Below are 18,698 nucleotides of genomic sequence, written 5' to 3'. Positions count from 1 at the left end.
GTAAATCACCCCGTTTCACTGCCAGCCAAACTTACGGATGTAGTAGCCCTTCACCGCCTGGGTCAGCCCCATGTACGCCAGCAGAATCACCGGCAAAAACACAAAGTACAGCGATGGCAGCGCCTGTAATTTGAAGTAATGCGCCAGCGGGCCCATTGGCAGAAAGATGCCCACCGCCATGATCACGCCGGTCATCACCATCAACGGCAGCGCCGCACGGCTTTGCAAGAACGGGATTTTCGGGGTGCGGATCATGTGCACGATCAGCGTCTGGGTCAGCAGGCCCACCACGAACCAGCCGGACTGGAACAGGGTTTGGTGATCCGGCGTATTGGCATCGAACACGTACCACATGAGGGCGAAGGTGGTGATGTCGAAGATCGAACTGATCGGCCCGAAGAACAACATAAAGCGCCCCACGTCCCCCGGCTGCCAGCGCTGCGGTTTGGCCAGCATGTCCGCATCGACGTTGTCGAACGGAATTGCGATCTGCGAGATGTCATACAGCAGGTTCTGCACCAGCAGGTGCATCGGCAGCATCGGCAGGAACGGAATGAACGCACTGGCGACCAGCACGGAGAACACGTTGCCGAAGTTGGAGCTGGCGGTCATCTTGATGTACTTGAGCATGTTGGCGAAGGTGCGCCGGCCTTCCAGCACGCCCTCCTCCAGGATCATCAGGCTCTTTTCCAGCAGGATGATGTCCGCGGCTTCCTTGGCGATGTCCACCGCACTGTCCACCGAAATACCGATATCCGCCGTACGCAGCGCCGGCGCATCGTTGATGCCATCGCCCATAAAGCCCACCACATGCCCGTTGGCCTTGAGCAGGCGCACGATGCGTTCCTTGTGAGCCGGCGTGAGCTTGGCGAACACGTTGGTGGTTTCCACCGCCGTGGCCAGCTCAGCGTCGGTCATCGCTTCGATGTCGTTCCCCATCAGTAGGCCCTGTTGCTCCAGGCCGACTTCACGGCAGATCTTGGCGGTGACCAGTTCGTTATCGCCAGTCAGCACCTTGACTGCCACTCCGTGGGCCTTGAGCGCTTTGAGTGCCGGTGCAGTGCTTTCCTTGGGCGGATCGAGAAACGCCACATAACCGATCAGCGTGAGGTCGTTTTCATCGGCCAGGCTGTAGGTGTCACGCCCCGCTGTCATTGGCCTCGCGGCCACCGCTACCACGCGCAGCCCTTCTTCATTAAATGCAGCAGTCACCTGCCGGATGCGCGCCAGCAGTTCTTCGGTAAGCGCTTCATTGGTGTCGCCATGGCGCACGCTGTTGCACACCGACAGAATCTCTTCCACGGCGCCCTTGCAGATCAGCAGGTGCGGCAGGCCTTGTTCAGCCACCACCACCGACATGCGCCGGCGGTTGAAGTCGAACGGAATCTCATCGACTTTCTGAAACGCCGTACCCACTTTCAGCTCACGGTGCACTTCCACATGGTCAAGCACCGCCACGTCCAACAAGTTTTTCAGGCCGGTCTGGTAGTAACTGTTGAGGTAGGCCATTTCCAATACGTCGTCGGACTCTTCGCCCCACACGTCGACATGGCGTGCCAGAAAAATCTTGTCCTGGGTCAGGGTGCCGGTCTTGTCGGTGCACAGCACGTCCATCGCGCCAAAGTTCTGGATCGCGTCCAGGCGCTTGACGATGACTTTTTTGCGCGACAGAAATACCGCACCCTTGGCCAGGGTCGAGGTGACGATCATCGGTAGCATTTCCGGGGTCAGGCCCACGGCAATCGACAGTGCGAACAGCAGCGCTTCGGTCCAGTCGCCTTTGGTGAAGCCGTTAATGAACAGCACCAGCGGCGCCATCACGAACATAAAGCGGATCAGCAACCAACTGACCTTGTTCACCCCATGCTGAAACGAGGTGGTGGCACGGTCAGTAGCGGTGACCCGCTGGGCCAGCGCGCCGAAATAGGTGCTGTTGCCGGTGGTGAGGATCACCGCCGTGGCCGCACCGGAAACCACGTTGGTGCCCATGAACAGTATGTTTTCCAGGTCCAGCGGGTTACGAGTCTGGGCGTCCTGCTGCTGGGCGAATTTTTCCACCGGCATCGATTCGCCGGTCATCGCCGCCTGGCTGACAAACAGGTCTTTGGCACTGAGCACGCGGCAATCAGCGGGGATCATATCCCCGGCCGACAGCACGATCAGATCGCCCGGCACCAGCTGCTTGATCGGCAGTTCGATGCGCTTGCCGTCATCCCGGCGCAGCACCGTGGCAGTGTTGCTGACCATAGCCTTCAACGCATCGGCGGCCTTGTTGGACTTGGCCTCCTGCCAAAAGCGCAGCAAGGTCGAGAGCACCACCATGGAGAAGATCACCGTGGCGGCCTTCATGTCCTCGGTCAGCCAGGAGATCACCGCCAACAGGGTCAGCAGCAGGTTGAACGGATTTTTATAGCAGTGCCACAGGTGCACCCACCACGGCAGCGGCTGCTCGTGCTCGACCTCGTTGAGGCCGTACTGCACGCGCAGAGCGTCGGCCTCGGCGGCGGTCAGGCCGTCGATGTGGCTGCCCAGCGTACCGAGCAATTGCACGGCGCTGCTGTTAGCCGCGCCGACCAGGGTTTGTGCCAGGGTCGGCGGCACTTCGCGGCTGACGCTGGCGTCGTTGACGGTCTCAAGCATGGCCAGGCGACGGAAGTGCCGGGCAATGTGCCGGGTCCGCAGGAAGCCGGCGAAGAACTCTTTAAGCAGAGCGAGGTTCATGAGTATTACTCCTGCGCGAGGAAACCGTCGTGCAGGTACGGCCCGTGCGCACCGCGCCGAACAGGCACAGTCGCACCGGGCTCGCCCGCCGGATAAAAGGCAGGCGCGTCCGTAGCAGCCCGAGAGAACCCGGGAGCTGGTCAGCGTCGATGAGAGAGGATCGAGGCACAGCCAGGACAGGCTGCGGCCGGGATGCCGCTTCTCGCGTTAGTGGCGAGACAACGGCATCGAAAGCATGCGCGTTATCTTGCCAAGTATGTGCCGGTTACCAGAACCGGCCGACTACTGTCACTCGAACAAGTACCCACTGAGGGTCTCCGCAATTGATGAAAACGCGCGAAGCTTACGCCCCGATTTCCGGAGAGTAAACCGTAGGAAAGTTTCTGCATGATGAATAAGAAAGTTCTTCAGGATGGGTTCAGGAAGGGCGTCTTGGGCGACGGATAGTCTGGGTCAAGGGGCATCCGCTCGGTCTCGCGGCACCTGGCTCAAATACTCATCCATCCCTGCGCCACACAACGCCATGACCTGAATCGACACGCTATTTTCCTGGCGTCCCATGACGATCCCTGCGCGCGTGCGCACCGGCAAATAGCCGAGCCGGGACCAGAAACGCTCGGCCTTGCGATTGCCGATCACCACGGTCAGCCGTAACCATCGGGCACCGTTTTTTACCGCCCACGCCTGCAAGCCTGAATGCAGGCGCTGGGCAAACCCGGTGCCGTGCAAGCGTGTGTGCACCAGAAGCAAACCGATATGCCATACGCCGGCAGCAAGCACATCGGCAGCCATGTTCACGACCGCGACCAACTGCCCCTCTGCATTGCGGTAACCCAGCCAATACATCCGTCGACACTGCCAGCCTGGCGGCAATGGGCTCTGTAGCTCTTCGCGCGCCTCGGTCGGGCGGGCCGGCTCGCCATTGACCGCGATGAAATAATCCGGTGCTTGCGCAAAAAAACACTGCAACTGCGCCTCGTCGGCAGCGTGCAATTCACTCACGCGAATGCCTTCAACCCCGCATTCAGGCAAAACCTCCATGTCGCGCTCCCTCCTCCTGATCATTTGCCCAGGGATTAATCATCCCGCGTCAGCACTTCCAGCAACTCGATCTCAAAATGCAAATCGCTGTTGGGCTTGATATGCGCGCCCACCGAACGCTCGCCATACGCCAGATGCGCCGGCACGAACAAGCGACGCACCCCGCCCACCTGCATGCCCATCAGGCCCTGGTCCCAGCCCTTGATCACGCGCCCTGTGCCGATCACGCACTGGAAGGGCTTGCCGCGCTCCCAAGAGGAATCGAACACGGTGCCGTCCGCCAGCGTACCGGTGTATTGAGTGGTGATCAGCGCGCCTTTGACCACGGCTTTGCCGGTGCCTGGGCGGATGTCGGTGATCTGGAGTTCGTTGGGGTTCATGGCGACTCGTTGAAAGTTGAAAACTCAGCGTTTTCCCAGAATCGGGCGGGCTTGGCAAGCTTGGAGACAACCGTCAGACGCCCTCCACCTACACGCGACGGTGACTTACCTTTACCTCAAATCACACGCTGCTGATTTTCACATTCGGTGTTGATGTTCAACCTGAAGAGTAACCAATACCTCTGAACAGGAAGATTAGAAATGACCATCGGCTCCAGTTTCAATTACCCCGCAGATATCGCCCGGGAGCGTCGTCACAAAAAGCGAAACGCTAACGAAAAGTGGAGAGCCTCATTCCCCAATCCACCCGACTTGTGTTTCGACTATCGAAGGTTGGTGGAGCAAGACGATGGCATCGCTAAAGCGACCGACGTAGGCCACAAAATCTGCGTAATAGGTGCAGGTATTACAGGCTTAACGACTGTTCGCGAATTGCATAGATGCGGTTTCGAAAACATTACATTGATTGAAAAGTCGAGCCGCGTGGGCGGGCGACACTTTACAGCCCTAGGCAGCAACAACACGGCCACTGTCGGTCGCCCTCCTTTTGAGTTAGGTGCAATGAGAATGCCTTTTTTCAACAAAACAAATGAGCCTCCCAAAGATGGCCGGTCCCTCATGGCTTATTACGCCAGCGAGTTTGAACTGGTCCACTCCGATTTCCCAAACCCCGGAAGCCCTACAGTCCATTCAACCGGAATCTATCTGCGTGAGGGATGCTTGGATGGGGATAGTGAACCGAACATGCTTATTTGGAAAAATACAGATGGAAAAACGGCTCCGCCTGGAGAACTCTTACGCCTCGTATTTACCAAGTGGAAAACCTTTGCCGAGCGGATGACAATGCATATTTGCGAGCATTACGGCTCCGAGTACTGGGAGACAATGTGGGCTGCGATCGTGAAAAAATACGAAGCAACTTCATTTCGTGATCTCGTGAAGATGCCTGCCATAGATCAATGGTCGCAGATTGATCCTGGGAATTTCGGCGGGATGGGTATGACCGCGCAGGAATCTGCTATTTTTTATTCCATCGGTATTGGTGACGGCAGTTGGGGGGCATTCTACGATGTATGTTCACTTTACCCGATACGCACAGCGATGTTTGGCTTCAGCAGTCATCTACAGCTAATCCACGGACGCGTGGATAGCGATGGTAAACCGATACCATCTCCCTATCTTGAAGCAAGGACAATCAGTGATTCAAGAGGGCTAAAATTTAGTAAACCAAACTATATTGGCCTCGCCTCGCTGACAGAATCCCTACTCTTTATAAAATCGCGCGAAACCGCAGACTCACCTTACGAACATCTAATTAAAAGCCCTGCTGGATTATTGACAAACTGCGCCGTCACAAAACTTAAAAAACTAGGCAACGCAAAAATCAGGGTTTATTACGATTGGAACGTCACATCCCCTCTCATGACCAAGCAAGAGTTTATTGATGCTGACTCAGTCGTCATGACGCTTCCGTCATGGCTGATAGAAACGCAAATTCAGCTCGAGGGATTTGATCAAAAAATGCTGCCTTTCGAAACTATAACCGCCTACAAGACAGCTCATTGGGAAAGCAGCTGCAAAGTATATGCACCATTGAAAAAAACATTCCTAAGCCTCAACAAAAAAATACCCCAAGCCATTGTCACCGACAGTTTCATTCATGACGTTTACACTTACCGCTACAACAACAATGACACTTATGACTGCATCCTCTTGAGCTATACATGGGAGGATGACGCAATGAAGCTTTCATCGTTCACCGACAAAGAACTTGTCGACAAATGCATAGCAGAACTAGATAGGATCCTTCTAAACTCAAATAATATTAAACAGCGTATATCCCCTTATATAGGGCGCGACCAGGCAATTGTTCAGCGATGGATGCAAGATAAAAATTCTTTAGGCTGTGCAAAGCTTTATCGACCGGGAACTTATCACGAGGCCGTAGGCTTAATGAAATACAACAGAGACTTCTCACCCATCTCTGGACTTTATCTATGCGGCGAATCCTTTTCTGTTGATTCAGGTTGGACGGAGCCTTGTTTCAGGGGCGCCGTCGACACAGTAATTAACATCTGCAACACAACCAAGGCGAGCTTCAACGGTGGATTTAGCATGCGAGACTACCCCGAGTACAAAACAGAGCATGCAATCCTCTAAAGGAAACCGACTACAACACAAAAGGAATCATCTGACTTTCATTTAAACATTAACCCGCCTCTTATAAACACCCAACCAAATCCGGTTGCATAACAATAAGAGGCCAACCTCATGAGCACACCCACAAGCCCCGCCCGCGTTGCCGTCATTCAGTTCGATCCACAGGTTGGAGTCGCCAATCGAAGCGATAACCTGCGTCAAAGCCTTTCCCTCGCTGCCGAAGCGGCCAACGGTGGCGCGAATCTGATCGTGCTGCCGGAACTGGCCAATTGCGGATATTTCTTCAGCAGTCGCCAGGATGCCTTCGATCACGCAGAGGCCGTGCCGAATGGCCAGAGCGTAAGGGAATGGACGGATTTTGCCTGCAAGCATCAGGTGTACCTGGTGGCCGGTCTAAACGAGATTGAGCATGGGCAGCTGTTCAACACTGCGGTGTTGCTGGGCCCCGATGGCTTTATCGGTAAGTACCGCAAAGCCCATCTATGGAACCTGGAAAAGCTCTGGTTCACACCGGGCAATACTGGATTTCCGGTGTTTGAAACACCAATAGGCCGCATCGGCCTGTTGATCTGCTGGGACATCTGGTTCCCGGAGGTGCCGCGCATCCTCAGCCAACAAGGCGCCGATATTATCTGCAGCGTGAACAACTGGGTGTGGACGCCACCGCCGCTGTTCGATGAAGCCGGGAAGTGCATGGCGTCGTATCTGACGATGACCGCCGCCCATGTGAATAACGTGTTTATCGCCGCCGCCAGCCGCATCGGCCAAGAGCGCGATGCGCGCTACCTCGGATGCTCGTTGATCGCCGGCACCAATGGCTGGCCGATCGGTGAAGTGGCCTCGGCCAATCGCCAGGAAATCCTGTTTGCCGACATCGACGTGACCAGTGCTCGCAGTGCGCCGATCTGGAACAGCCTCAATGACCTGCACAGAGACCGCCGCCATGATTTGTACGATCAGATGCTCGGCTACTCCCACCACCCCGCCCTGCCTCGTTGAGCGGAGGGCGATTTATGGAGCCTTTACTGACCAAGAAAATACCCACGCGCTCACGCTTGGATTTAACCGTCCTGGCCCTGGGAGCCATCGCGATCTTAGTGATGCTCTATGTGGTCTCCACTCACCAAGGCTCATGGCCGGGTTATCGCGACATGGTCACGGCCTTGCCGCATCCGGCGGCCTGGTTGCGTTGGGTAACAGGCGACATCAGCGAGGTCGCCTTCTACAAGCATGAGCTGGCATCCCTGGGTCTGTTGAGTGGTGCTTATCTGGCCTGGTGGGCGAGTCGGCAGGGCAAAGCCTGGCAAGGCTTTTCCATCTGTTATGGCACCGGCTTATGGCCCTGGTTGGTGACCAGTTCGTTGATCGGCTTGCTGCTGAGCAATCTGCTGTGGGGCTGGAGTGTCACGGCCGAAACCTGGCAGCCTACCTTCGCGGCGTTCGTTTCATTGCCGGCGGCGATGGTGCTGATGTTTGGCGGCGGCTGGAAGGTCACCCTCAATGGCGCGGTACTGGGTGCATTGCTGGTCACGCCCATGTGCTTGCTGATCGTCAATCTGGTGTGCGTACCGCTGGGCTTGCCCGCCGTGGTCGGCAACGTATTGGGCATGGCCGCTGGAAGCGTGATCGCCTTTACGTTGTGTCATAAAGTGCCCTCGCTGGTGCGTTCGGACTACATCGCTCCCGAGAAGCCCGCTCCGGTTGCACCGGCTGACTATGGTGTTGTCTGGAGCCTGCGCCGAGTGCTGGCTGACTTTTCCGAAGCGCCGTTTTTCGGCAATGAGCTGGCCAGTCTCGGTCTGCTGGCGGGGGTTCTGCTCGCTTATGCGCTCAACCCCATGAGCCCGGCATATGGCTCTGGCCTGCTCCTGTCCATGATCGGCGCACAGGCAATGACATCGGCAGCGGGCGTGGTGATATGGCGTCGGCAATGGATACGGCGCGGCTGGTACCCCACCTATGTTCCGTTGGTGTCGGTCGTTCCGGCGGCGGTGTTGACCCATGGCGGGAGTTTGACCGTGATGGGCGCCAGCGCATTGCTCGGTGCTCTGGTCGCACCACCGTTGGCCTTTGCGATTGCGTCGAGGCTACCCGCGCATTTCCACCCCTATATCGGCAACGTGATCTCAATGGCGTTGAGCACGTTGATGATCGTGCCGATTGTCGGCTGGCTGGCAAACTGAGGTGTGTGGTTAGGGCCCGCCCCTAACCCCATCTCTTGAACCCTCATAGGCCAAATGCACCACCCGTTTGAGTGCATTCTTACCTACCACTCCTGCATTTTGTTTGCACTATCACGAGCCAAGGCTGTCGGAATTTTCATGTGCTTTTTTCGGGAGACAGCATGAGCCAGGACGTCCTTGCCAAAGAAACCAACCGCCGCCAATTGCAGCAAATCATCTCCGGCTTGTCCGACGGTGTGATTCTGGCCGAAGTCGACCAGACCATCCTGTGGGCCAACGAAGCGGCGCTGACCATGCATGGCGTCGGCGACGTGATGGGGTTGGGCGCCAATGGGCAGCAGTACGCCGAGCGTTTTTCGCTGCGCTATCGCAATAACCATCCGTTGCAGGACGACAGCTACCCGCTGGCTCGCGCGGCGGCCGGTGACGAATTCAGTGATGTGATCGTGGAGGTCACGCCCACGGCCACTCCGGACAAAACCTGGGTGCACCGCCTGCGCAGCCTGGTGATCACCGATTCACGAGGTGAGCCTGAATTGCTGGTGCTGATCCTCAGCAACGCCACCCAATGGGCCAGCGCCGAGCAGCGCTTCGAAAAAACCTTCAACGCCAACCCCGCGCCGGCGGTGATCTGCCGCTTGAGCGACCTGCGCTACATCAAGGTCAACCAGGGTTTCCTGGAGATGACCGGCTACAGCCGCGATCAGGTGATCGGCCGCTCGGTGTACGAGCTGGACGTGCTGGAACAGGCCGAACGCAAGGACCTGGCCATCCAGCGCCTGAGCGAAGGCAACACTATCCCGCAGATGGAAGCGGAACTGAAACTACCCAAAGGTGGCAGCAAACTGGTGATCGTTGCCGGTCAACCGCTGGACATGAACGAAGAAGATTGCATGCTGTTTTCTTTCATGGATCTGGAACCGCGGCGCAAAGCGGAAATCGCCCTGCGCCAGAGTGAGGAACGCTTCGCCAAGTCGTTCCGCCTGACACCCGTGCCCACCCTGGTGTGCAACGCCGACAATCGCCATGTGGTGGACGTCAACGAAGCGTTCATAAGCATTACCGGTTACATCAGCGAAGAGCTGATCGGCAAATCCATCGAAGAAATCGGGTTTATCGACGGCAACGCGGCGAGCGAGCAGTTGTTCGCCACTCTCGAGAAGGCCGGCAATCTCGACGGCCAAGACCTCAAGGTGCGCAAGAAAGGTAACGAAGTGATCGACTGTGTGGTCTCGGCCGACACGGTAGTGATCCAGGACATGCCCTGCTATCTGTTGGTCATGATGAATATCACCGAGCGCAAGCGCTCAGAGCTGGAGCTGGTAGCGGCCATCGAAGAGGTCATGCAAGACGCTTCATGGTTCAGCCAGACGCTGATCGAAAAACTGGCCAACGCTAAAAGCGTTAACAGCCCCAACTTGCCGAATGTGAGCTTCACCGACCTCACCGCCCGCGAGCGCGATGTGCTGGGGTTGATCTGCGAAGGTCTGGCGGACAAGGAGATCGCCTCACGACTGAAACTGGCTCCCAACACTGTGCGTAACCATGTGGCCACGGTTTACTCCAAGCTGGGGGTACACAGCCGTAGTGCGGCGATCGTGTGGGCGCGGGAACGCGGGCTGTTTGCAGGGGACTTGAGGGTGAAAAATAGACGCTGACAGTGCAAATGCACCAGTGCCACTAGTGCGAATTCGCCTTATGGCCTGGATCTGCAATCCCTAACCTTCAGCCCGTGGGTACAGGGAGCTTTGACCTTGTGCCGTCGCTTTTTCATGCTTTGAAGGAAACCGCATGTTCACCCTCGCTCAACTGCGAAACTGCATCGAAGAAGGCCTATCGCCACTGACCTGCGAATTCACCCTGTGCCGGGATGCGTCCTTGACCCTGAAGGTCTACGACGCTGAAACCGGCCGGGTGGATCTGGTGGTCACAGGGATCAGCACCAACCGGCTGCATACCCCGCAAGAAGTGGCAAAAATGGTCGAAGAACTGCGCTACGAGCTGCAAAGCAATAACGTGGGCAAGCTCACGCTGGATGACTTGCCTTTATCGACGCACCGATAAAGTAAAACACCCCGCCCCCGACGATAAACGCGCCCAGCATGTAGAACATGTAATGGGCCGGCAGGCTGGCCAGTACCAACCCGCATAGCACCGGCCCCAGCGCGGCGCCGAGGTTGGACAGATTCTGCGCCCCGTAATACATGCCCCGCAGGTGGTCCGGGGCGATTCGGTCGATAAACATGTACTCGGCCGGAAACACGATAATCTCCCCCACCGTGAACACCGCCATCGCCAGCACCCACCCCAACACGCTGGTGGACAACCCGAACCCGATCAACCCCAGCATAAACATGCTCAAGCCCGCGATCAGCCACTGGCTGAGGTAACGGTGGGAAATGCGCCGGCCAATCAGGTATTGCAAGGCGATCACCAGCACGGCGTTAGTGGTGAGCACCGCGCTGATGACGGTGTAGGTGTATTCCGCGGTGGTGGTCGTCACCAGGTACTGCGACAGGTAGGCCGTGAACTGGCCGAATACCACGGCACTGAGCAAACCGCCGAGGGTAAAGCACACCAGTCGACGGTCGCGCAGTAGCACGCGGCCCACCGCGAGGAACGACACCGGTTTCTGCGCAACCTCGGCGGTGGTAAGGGCACGGTCACCCCAACGTGCGTACAGCAGAAAGAACCCCACTCCCAACAAGGCCGACAGGATAAACGGCAAGCTGATATCCAGCTTGGCCACCATCGCGCCAAAAAACGGCCCCACGGCATAGCCGATATTGGTCAGGGTGTATTTGATGGAAAACACTTCGCTGCGTGCCTCTTCGGGCAGCAGGCTGGCAAACCCGGCTTTCACCGCAATGTCGATCACCGCGTAGGCCAGGTTGATCAAAATCAGGCAGGTATAGAACGTCCAGATATCCTGCGCCAGCACCGTGCCGATAAACCCCAACACGAACACCACACTCAGGCCCAGCAGCAAGCGATAACTGTTGACGCGATCGACCAGGAAGCCGCCGTACACACTGAGCAACGAGCCCACAATCAGCGAACTGCCGATCACCAGGCCGACCTGGCTGATATCCAGGGAGAAATGGCTGGTGAGGTAGATGACCAGGTAGGGAAAAGTGATTGCCTTGGCCAAGGTCAGCAGCAAGGTTGCACACAGCAACAGGTTTACGGTGCGGGGGTAATGTTTGATTGTGGCAAGCATCCTGCTCTCTTTCCTGGAAGGTAACGCGACCATTGCGGTCGGCTACCATAACCCAGGTTTCTGCAAAAAAGCAGGCGCTGCCGGCGAGTTATTTTTTGACCGGCGTGATCTCCAGAATCGTGCCGTTAGTGGTCTTGAGCAGCACAAAACGATCACCGACGCGTGCCCATTGGCTGTCTTCCTCAGGCTGCTTGAGGCCGCGCTTTTTCCAGTCGGTGACGGCGGATTCTTTGCGCATCAGGATATCCGGGGCACGATCGCCCTCTTTCAAATCACGGGTGTTGATCGTAGAAGGCTGCACGGTTTCCTGGGGCGTATCACCAGCCTGGGCCACGAAGCTGACGGTGGACAGGCTGGCGGCTACCAACACGCAAGCGGCTAAGGTTTTGGACTGCATAGGTGCTCCTTCAATGAATGATGCGTACCCAGGTTCCGACCGCAGCGGGGCGGAATCATTCAGCGGGCCTTAGCAAAGGGAAAGCACACCTGCCCGACCTGCCCATTGCCCACATGAAATTAATCGTGTAATTTTTCATGAAATTTTAAGAAATAAATTTCATGACGCCACAAGACGAACTCGCCACCCTCGCCGCCCTGATCCATGACCTGCGCAAGCACAAGAAGCTCACCCTGGCCCAGTTGGCACAGAAGATCGAGCGCTCGGTAGGCTTCCTCTCCCAGGTCGAGCGTGGTTTGTCGCGCCCGACGGTGGCGGACTTGACCGCCATCAGCCACGCCCTCGATGTGCCTACCACCTACTTCTACAGCCAGCCCAAGCCCAAGGCGATTGATTGGGTAACCCGGCCCAACGAGCGGCGCACGGTGTACTACGCCAATGGCATCACCGACATCCTGGTCTCCCCCAGCATGAACGGCGCGTTCTCGATGCTCGATAGCCTGCTTGCCCCGGGTGCCAACAGCGGTGAGCAGAGCATGAGCGACCGCGCCGAACAGGCCGGTTTTGTGCTGGAAGGCGAATTGACGCTGTGGGTGGACGGTGAAAACGACGTGGTGACCCTCGGCCCCGGCGACAGCTTTCACCTGCCCAGCTTTGCCCGTTGCCGCTACGCCAACCTGACCGACCTGCCCGCCCGCGTACTCTGGGTTTACAACTAGGAGCATCACCCGTGAAAAGCCAATCTTCCACGCTGCTGGCCGAAGTACGGACCTTTCGCCAGCACCACCCGGACGTGCGTTATGTCGACCTGATCGCCCTGGACATTCCCGGGCATTTCTACGGCAAGCGCTACCCGATCGAGATGCTCGAAAAAGTCGCCGCCGGCAGCCCCTTGAAACTGCCGCAGAATGCCGTGTTGCTGGGGACCCAGGGCGGGTTGTTCAAGATCGGCGACTACTGCTTCCACGACGGCGACCCGGACGCTAACCGACGCCTGGTACCCGGCACGCTCAAGCCGGTGAGTTGGGAATCGCAGCCTCTGGGCCAGATGTTGATCACCTCCGATGGCACCGAAGCCCCCATTGAATTCGAACCCCGCGAAGTGCTGGCCAAGGTGCTGCAGCGTCTGCACCACAAAGGCATCCACCCGGTGGTGGCGTTCGAATTGGAGTTCTATCTGTTCGACAAAACCCTCGACCACGGCCTGCCGCAATTTGCCCGCGACCCGCTGAGCGACGACGCCGACGACCAGCCCACCCTGCATATCGAGCGGCTGTCGCGCTTCTCGGAAGTCCTGGACGATATGGCCCAGACCGCCAAGGACCAGGGCATCGACATCACGGTGATTACCGCTGAACTCGGCCCCGGCCAGTTCGAGATCAATTTCGGCCACCTCGACGACGGCCTGCGCGCCGCCGACTGGGCCGCGCTGTTCTGCCGCAGCACCCGTGGCGTGGCGCTCAAGCATGGCTATCGCGCCAGCTTCATGGCCAAGCCGTACCTGGAACATCCTGGCAGCGGCATGCATGTGCATGTCAGCCTGTATGACGGCGCGGGCAACAATTTGCTGGCGGCGCATCAGCAGCAACCGTTACGCCATGCCGTGGCTGGGTGCCTGGAGTTGCTACCCCATTGCATGCCGATCTTCTCGCCCAACCACAATGCCTTCCGCCGCCTGGGCGGCACTGTCAACGCCGCCACCCGCGCCTGCTGGGGCTTCGAAGACCGCGATGCGTGCGTGCGCATCCCCGAATCAGACCCGCGCAACCTGCGCATTGAACACCGCCTGGCCAGCGCCGATGCCAACCCATACCTGGTGCTCGCGGCGATCCTCGCCGGCCTGGAACATGGCCTCGACACCCAGCGCGAGCCCATCGCGCCCTTGAACGAGGACCGCACCAGCGGCACCGACTTCCCCCTGGACATGCTCGACGCCGTACGCACCATGCAGCAGCACCCCAGCGTGCGCGAGAAGCTGGGTGCGGAATTTGTCGACGTGTATTGCGAAAACAAACGCCAGGATCATCTGGCCTTTCAACAAGAGATAAGTGTGCGTGAGTACCGCTGGTTTCTTTAACCCTGCTGTGGTCAGTGAGCTTTTGTGGTGAGCGGGCTTGTCGAATCGTCGCACCGCCCGCGCTGGGGCGCGGAGCGGCCCTCTCTCTAGACACTGCTGGGTGAAGGAATCAGCCGGACTCGCCAAGCAACAGCGGCTGCTCCCGCGCGCACAACTCCACCACGTAATCCCACAACACCCGCAGCCGCACGGACTTGTGCAACTCCCGGCGTGAGCTGATCCAGTAGCTGCGCTGGATGCCCTCCCCCGGCAGCAATGCCACTAGGTCCGGGTCGCTGGCGGCCATGAAGCAGGGTAATACCGCAATCCCCAACCCCGAGCGCGCCGCCTGGTGTTGAGCAATGACGCTGGTGCTGTGGAACACCACTTTAGGGTTGCGACAGAAACTGCTGAGGAATTTCAGCTCCTGGCTGAACAGCAGGTCGTCGACATAATCAATCCAGGCATGGGCCGCGAGATCTTCACGTTTTTCAATCGGCGGGTTGCGATCCAGGTAGGCGCGGCTGGCGTAAAGGGAGAGGCGGTAGTCCGTGAGTTTGCGGGTGACGAGTTGGTCGACGCTGGGGCGTTCGAGGTGGATGCTGATTTCCGCTTCGCGGTTAAGGATGCTGACGAAGCGCGGCACGGCTACCAGTTCCACTTCCAGCCCCGGATAACGTTCGAACAGGCCGCCCATGCGTCCGGCCAGAAACATCACCCCCAGACCTTCGGCCACACCGAGGCGGATCTTGCCCAGCGGCGCGGCGGTGTGGGTGAGTTCGTCTTCGGCCAGCAGCGCCACGTTTTCCATGGCTTCGGCATGTTTGAGCAGGGCCTCGCCAGAGGGGGTCAGCTCGTAACCGTGGGCATGCTGCACGAATAGCGCGGTGCCCAGGCTCTTTTCGATGGCCTCGATATGCCGCGCCACCGTAGCGTGGGTGGTTTTCAGGCGCTGCGCGGCGGTGAGCAAGCGACCGCTGCGTTGCAACTCAAGAAAAAACCGCAAGTCATTCCAATCGAACATGCCGCCTCCAATGCGTGGGCCGCTGAAGCACTGTTCAAAAACGCACAGCAGCTGGGTAAAAACTAACATTTTTAAGACGAAAACTAACAACTAGGATGGGGCCAATAAGAAAAACAAGCGAGACCTCAGATGCCCAATGCAGCTGCTGAATACGATTACGTAGTAGTAGGCGCCGGCCCCGCAGGTTGCCTGCTGGCCAATCGACTGTCCGCCAACCCCGCCCACCGCGTGCTGCTGCTAGAAGCCGGCGGCCGCGACAACTACCCCTGGATCCACATCCCCGTCGGTTACCTGTTCTGCATCGGCAACCCGCGCACCGACTGGTGCTTCAAAACCGAAGCCCAGCCTGGCCTGCAAGGCCGCGCGTTGAGTTACCCACGGGGTAAAGTGCTGGGCGGTTGCTCCTCCATCAACGGCATGATCTACATGCGCGGCCAGGCCCGTGACTACGATGGCTGGGCCGCCGAAGGCAACGCCGGCTGGGCGTGGAACGACGTGTTGCCGCTGTTCAAGCACAGCGAGAACCACTTTGCCGGCGGCTCGGAATTCCACAATGACAGCGGCGAGTGGCGCGTCGAGCAGCAACGGCTGTCGTGGCCGATCCTGGATGCCTTCCGCGAGGCGGCGGCGCAAAGCGGCATCGCCAAGGTCAGCGATTTCAATCAGGGCGATAACGAAGGCTGCGGCTACTTTCAGGTCAATCAGAAGGCCGGCGTGCGCTGGAACGCGGCCAAGGCGTTTCTCAAACCGGTCCGCCAGCGCACCAACCTCACCGTGCTCACCGAAGTGGAAGTCGACCGTGTGCTGCTGGAAAACGGGCGAGCGTGCGAAGTGGTCGGGCGCAGGCTCGGTCAGTCCCTGAGTTGGAAAGCGCGCAAGGAAATCATCCTGTGTGCCGGTTCCGTGGGTTCCCCAGGCATCCTGCAACGCTCGGGGATCGGCCCGTCCAACGTGCTCAAACCCCTCGGTATCAACGTGCTGCACGAACTGCCCGGCGTGGGCGGCAACCTGCAGGATCACTTGCAACTGCGTCTGATCTACAAGCTGGAAAACGCACGCACCCTCAACCAGATCGCCGGCACCCTATGGGGCAAGATGGGCATGGGCCTGCGCTACCTGTACGACCGCAGCGGCCCATTGTCGATGGCACCCAGCCAGCTCGGCGCATTTGCCCGCTCGGGGCCGGAGCAGGCCTCGGCCAACCTCGAATACCATGTGCAGCCGCTGTCCCTGGAGCGTTTCGGCGAGCCGTTGCATGGCTTCCCGGCGTTCACCGCCTCGGTCTGCGATCTGCGCCCGCAGAGCCGTGGCCGGGTCGATATCCGTTCGGCCAACCCGGCGGATGCGCCGCTGATCCAGCCCAACTACCTCAGCCACCCCGAAGACCTGCGCGTAGCCGCCGATGCCATCCGCCTGACCCGGCGCATCGTAGCAGCGCCGGCCTTGAGCCAGTTCAAGCCGGTGGAGTATTTGCCGGGCGATTCGCTGCAAACCGAAGCACAACTGCACGAAGCCGCCGCACGCATCGGCACGACGATTTTCCATCCGGTGGGCACCTGCCGCATGGGCCACGACAAGGACGCAGTGGTCGACGCCCAGCTACGCGTGCACGGCGTGCCCGGCCTGCGCATCGCCGACGCCTCGATCATGCCGCGCATTACGTCCGGCAATACCTGTTCACCCACGCTGATGATCGCGGAAAAAGCCGCGCAGCTGATCCTTTCGCCGCACACAAGGAGCCTCGCGCCGGAGAAAGAACTGGTTCACGCAATCTGAATAGCGGCGCCGCACCCGGCGCCGACAGTGGAACAACAATAAATAATCACTGTGAGGGTTACCCGATGTCAGAACATGCTCAAACCCTGGGCTCGGCAGTAGACACGAGCACCAGCAACGACTCCAAGAAAGTCATCTTCGCTTCGTCCTTGGGGACGGTGTTCGAGTGGTATGACTTTTTCCTCTATGGCGCCCTCGCGGCGGTGATCAGCAAGCAGTTCTTTGCCGGGGTCAACGACACCACGGCCTTTATCTTTGCCTTGATGGCCTTCGCGGCCGGCTTTGTGGTGCGGCCGTTCGGCGCGCTGGTGTTCGGCCGTCTGGGCGACATGATCGGGCGCAAGTACACCTTCCTGGTGACCATCATCCTGATGGGCGTAGCGACCTTCTGCGTCGGTCTGTTGCCGACCTACGCCAGCATCGGCATCGCCGCGCCGATCATCCTGATCGTGCTGCGCATGTTGCAGGGCCTGGCCCTGGGCGGTGAATACGGCGGCGCCGCCACTTACGTCGCCGAGCATGCGCCGGTCGGCAAACGCGGGTTCCACACCAGTTGGATCCAGTCCACCGCCACCATCGGCCTGCTGCTCTCGCTGTTGGTGGTGCTGGCGTGCCGCTACTTCACCGGCGACCAGTTCGAAGTGTGGGGCTGGCGCATCCCGTTCCTGTTTTCCATCGTGCTGCTGGGCATTTCCACCTGGATCCGCATGAGCCTGCACGAGTCGCCGGCCTTCTTGAAAATGAAAGAAGAAGGCAAGGCCAGCAAGGCGCCGATCCGTGAGTCGTTCGGTAAGTGGGAAAACCTCAAGGTGGTGCTGATCGCGCTGTTCAGCATCAACGGCGGGCAAGCGGTGACCTTCTATGCGGCGCAATTCTACGTGCTGTTCTTCCTCACCCAATTCCTGCGGATGGACCCGGCCCTGGCCAATATGCTGCTGATTATCAGCGTGGTGATTGGCGCGCCGTTCTTTATCCTGTTCGGCTGGCTGTCGGACAAGATCGGACGCAAACCGGTGCTGATGCTCGGCCTGCTGCTGGCAACCGCCCTGTACTTCCCGATCTTCAAGGGCCTGGCGCACTACACCAACCCGGCGATGGATCAGGCCAGCCACCAGGCGCCGATCACCGTGCTGGCCGACCCGGCCACCTGCACCTTCCAATTCGACCCGGTGGGCAAGGCGCGGTTTGACAGCCCATGCGACAAGGTCAAAACCTTCCTGGTCAAGCAAGGCCTGCCCTACACCAGCGCTGCTGCGCCGGCCGGCAGCCCGGTGCAGGTGAGCGTCGGCGAAGTCAAGATCGACGGTTTTGACGAAGCGGCGTTGCGTGGTGCCGTGACCCTGGCCGGTTACCCGTCTTCGGCGGATGTGGCGCAGGTCAACAAGGTCATGGTGGTGGTGTTAATCGTGGTGCTGATCCTGATCGCCGCCATGTGCTACGGCCCGCTGGCGGCGCTGATGGTGGAACTGTTCCCGACGCGTATCCGCTACACCTCGATGTCCCTGCCCTACCACATCGGTAACGGCTGGTTCGGCGGGTTCCTGCCGACCGTATCGTTTGCGCTGGTGGTGTATACGGGCGATATATTCTACGGCCTGTGGTACCCGGTGATGGTGACGGGGGTGAGCCTGATTGTCGGGTTGTTCTGCCTCAAGGAAACGCGGCATGTGGATATCGATAGCAACTGAATAAGCTGCAAGCTGCAAGCTTCAAGCTGCAAGCTTCAAGCTGCAAGCTTCA

General features: G+C 58.8%; 15 protein-coding genes. 9 read left to right on the top strand and 6 right to left on the bottom strand.

The annotated features are described in order from the left end of the window. Positions 1-15: 15 nt before the first annotated feature. The 3 genes from mgtA to HRH33_RS10960 form a co-directional block, all read right to left on the bottom strand. Positions 16-2,721 carry a magnesium-translocating P-type ATPase gene (mgtA, locus tag HRH33_RS10970; protein WP_167417408.1) on the bottom strand — a complete coding sequence of 902 codons (2,706 nt, stop codon included), beginning with the start codon at positions 2,719-2,721 and terminating at the stop codon, positions 16-18. 453 nt (positions 2,722-3,174) lie between these two features. After that, entirely contained in the window at positions 3,175-3,762 is a 588-nt protein-coding gene (locus tag HRH33_RS10965) for a GNAT family N-acetyltransferase (protein WP_167417407.1), read from the bottom strand. 35 nt (positions 3,763-3,797) lie between these two features. After that, complete coding sequence (locus HRH33_RS10960; protein ID WP_094066315.1) at positions 3,798-4,142, bottom strand: FKBP-type peptidyl-prolyl cis-trans isomerase; 345 nt, start codon at positions 4,140-4,142, stop codon at positions 3,798-3,800. A 201-nt stretch (positions 4,143-4,343) separates the two neighbouring features. On the opposite strand from HRH33_RS10960, the gene HRH33_RS10955 reads away from it, so the two are divergent. The 5 genes from HRH33_RS10955 (at position 4,344) to HRH33_RS10935 (ending at position 10,549) form a co-directional block, all read left to right on the top strand. Further along, positions 4,344-6,302, top strand: coding sequence for a flavin monoamine oxidase family protein (locus HRH33_RS10955; protein WP_167417406.1), 1,959 nt, complete (start codon positions 4,344-4,346; stop codon positions 6,300-6,302). Positions 6,303-6,413: 111 nt separating this feature from the next. Beyond that, a complete protein-coding gene (locus tag HRH33_RS10950; protein WP_167417405.1) occupies positions 6,414-7,301 on the top strand; it encodes a nitrilase family protein in 888 nt (295 codons plus the stop codon). Positions 7,302-7,315: 14 nt separating this feature from the next. After that, positions 7,316-8,485, top strand: a complete 1,170-nt coding sequence (locus HRH33_RS10945; protein WP_173603443.1) for a hypothetical protein — start codon at positions 7,316-7,318, stop codon at positions 8,483-8,485. Positions 8,486-8,646: 161 nt separating this feature from the next. Further along, positions 8,647-10,143, top strand: a complete 1,497-nt coding sequence (locus HRH33_RS10940) for a helix-turn-helix transcriptional regulator (protein ID WP_167417404.1) — start codon at positions 8,647-8,649, stop codon at positions 10,141-10,143. Between the two features lie 133 nt (positions 10,144-10,276). Further along, complete coding sequence (locus HRH33_RS10935; protein ID WP_034097233.1) at positions 10,277-10,549, top strand: DUF1652 domain-containing protein; 273 nt, start codon at positions 10,277-10,279, stop codon at positions 10,547-10,549. Here the strand turns inward: HRH33_RS10935 and HRH33_RS10930 are convergent. Both HRH33_RS10930 and HRH33_RS10925 read right to left on the bottom strand, forming a co-directional pair. Next, positions 10,512-11,705, bottom strand: a complete 1,194-nt coding sequence (locus HRH33_RS10930) for an MFS transporter (protein ID WP_034137753.1) — start codon at positions 11,703-11,705, stop codon at positions 10,512-10,514. The two genes, HRH33_RS10935 and HRH33_RS10930, sit on opposite strands and share 38 nt — an antisense overlap. 88 nt (positions 11,706-11,793) lie before the next feature. Beyond that, positions 11,794-12,102, bottom strand: coding sequence for an RcnB family protein (locus HRH33_RS10925; RefSeq protein WP_034097230.1), 309 nt, complete (start codon positions 12,100-12,102; stop codon positions 11,794-11,796). Between the two features lie 161 nt (positions 12,103-12,263). On the opposite strand from HRH33_RS10925, the gene HRH33_RS10920 reads away from it, so the two are divergent. Together HRH33_RS10920 and HRH33_RS10915 are read left to right on the top strand one after the other, a co-directional pair. After that, positions 12,264-12,821 (top strand): helix-turn-helix domain-containing protein, encoded by a 558-nt coding sequence (locus HRH33_RS10920; RefSeq protein WP_034137752.1) that lies wholly within the window; start codon positions 12,264-12,266, stop codon positions 12,819-12,821. A gap of 11 nt (positions 12,822-12,832) precedes the next feature. Next, positions 12,833-14,179: a glutamine synthetase family protein gene (locus HRH33_RS10915; RefSeq protein WP_094066320.1), complete on the top strand. Its 1,347-nt coding sequence runs from the start codon at positions 12,833-12,835 to the stop codon at positions 14,177-14,179. 109 nt (positions 14,180-14,288) lie between these two features. Here HRH33_RS10915 and HRH33_RS10910 read toward each other — a convergent pair whose 3' ends face one another. Further along, positions 14,289-15,182: a LysR family transcriptional regulator gene (locus HRH33_RS10910; RefSeq protein ID WP_034112917.1), complete on the bottom strand. Its 894-nt coding sequence runs from the start codon at positions 15,180-15,182 to the stop codon at positions 14,289-14,291. A gap of 129 nt (positions 15,183-15,311) precedes the next feature. Here HRH33_RS10910 and HRH33_RS10905 point away from each other — a divergent pair, with 129 nt between their 5' ends. Together HRH33_RS10905 and HRH33_RS10900 are read left to right on the top strand one after the other, a co-directional pair. After that, a complete protein-coding gene (locus HRH33_RS10905; protein WP_034097218.1) occupies positions 15,312-16,958 on the top strand; it encodes a GMC family oxidoreductase in 1,647 nt (548 codons plus the stop codon). Positions 16,959-17,023: 65 nt separating this feature from the next. Continuing rightward, complete coding sequence (locus HRH33_RS10900) at positions 17,024-18,646, top strand: MFS transporter (protein WP_040267888.1); 1,623 nt, start codon at positions 17,024-17,026, stop codon at positions 18,644-18,646. The last annotated feature ends 52 nt before the right edge of the window (positions 18,647-18,698 follow it).

The organism is Pseudomonas rhodesiae (assembly GCF_013285305.1).
In the GTDB taxonomy this organism is placed as follows: domain Bacteria; phylum Pseudomonadota; class Gammaproteobacteria; order Pseudomonadales; family Pseudomonadaceae; genus Aquipseudomonas; species Aquipseudomonas rhodesiae.
The sequence above is the reverse complement of the archived record's forward strand: the minus strand, read 5'-3'. Positions and strand labels throughout refer to the sequence as shown.

Bases quoted from the DNA above. Each gene is read 5' to 3' on its own strand.
- HRH33_RS10945 (WP_173603443.1), top strand. From the start codon at position 7,316: ATGGAGCCTTTACTGACCAAGAAAATACCCACGCGCTCACGCTTGGAT.
- HRH33_RS10940 (WP_167417404.1), top strand. From the start codon at position 8,647: ATGAGCCAGGACGTCCTTGCCAAAGAAACCAACCGCCGCCAATTGCAG.
- HRH33_RS10900 (WP_040267888.1), top strand. From the start codon at position 17,024: ATGTCAGAACATGCTCAAACCCTGGGCTCGGCAGTAGACACGAGCACC.
- HRH33_RS10910 (WP_034112917.1), bottom strand. From the start codon at position 15,182: ATGTTCGATTGGAATGACTTGCGGTTTTTTCTTGAGTTGCAACGCAGC.
- HRH33_RS10930 (WP_034137753.1), bottom strand. From the start codon at position 11,705: ATGCTTGCCACAATCAAACATTACCCCCGCACCGTAAACCTGTTGCTG.
- mgtA (WP_167417408.1), bottom strand. From the start codon at position 2,721: ATGAACCTCGCTCTGCTTAAAGAGTTCTTCGCCGGCTTCCTGCGGACC.
- HRH33_RS10920 (WP_034137752.1), top strand. From the start codon at position 12,264: ATGACGCCACAAGACGAACTCGCCACCCTCGCCGCCCTGATCCATGAC.
- HRH33_RS10905 (WP_034097218.1), top strand. From the start codon at position 15,312: ATGCCCAATGCAGCTGCTGAATACGATTACGTAGTAGTAGGCGCCGGC.
- HRH33_RS10955 (WP_167417406.1), top strand. From the start codon at position 4,344: ATGACCATCGGCTCCAGTTTCAATTACCCCGCAGATATCGCCCGGGAG.
- HRH33_RS10925 (WP_034097230.1), bottom strand. From the start codon at position 12,102: ATGCAGTCCAAAACCTTAGCCGCTTGCGTGTTGGTAGCCGCCAGCCTG.
- HRH33_RS10960 (WP_094066315.1), bottom strand. From the start codon at position 4,142: ATGAACCCCAACGAACTCCAGATCACCGACATCCGCCCAGGCACCGGC.
- HRH33_RS10935 (WP_034097233.1), top strand. From the start codon at position 10,277: ATGTTCACCCTCGCTCAACTGCGAAACTGCATCGAAGAAGGCCTATCG.
- HRH33_RS10950 (WP_167417405.1), top strand. From the start codon at position 6,414: ATGAGCACACCCACAAGCCCCGCCCGCGTTGCCGTCATTCAGTTCGAT.
- HRH33_RS10965 (WP_167417407.1), bottom strand. From the start codon at position 3,762: ATGGAGGTTTTGCCTGAATGCGGGGTTGAAGGCATTCGCGTGAGTGAA.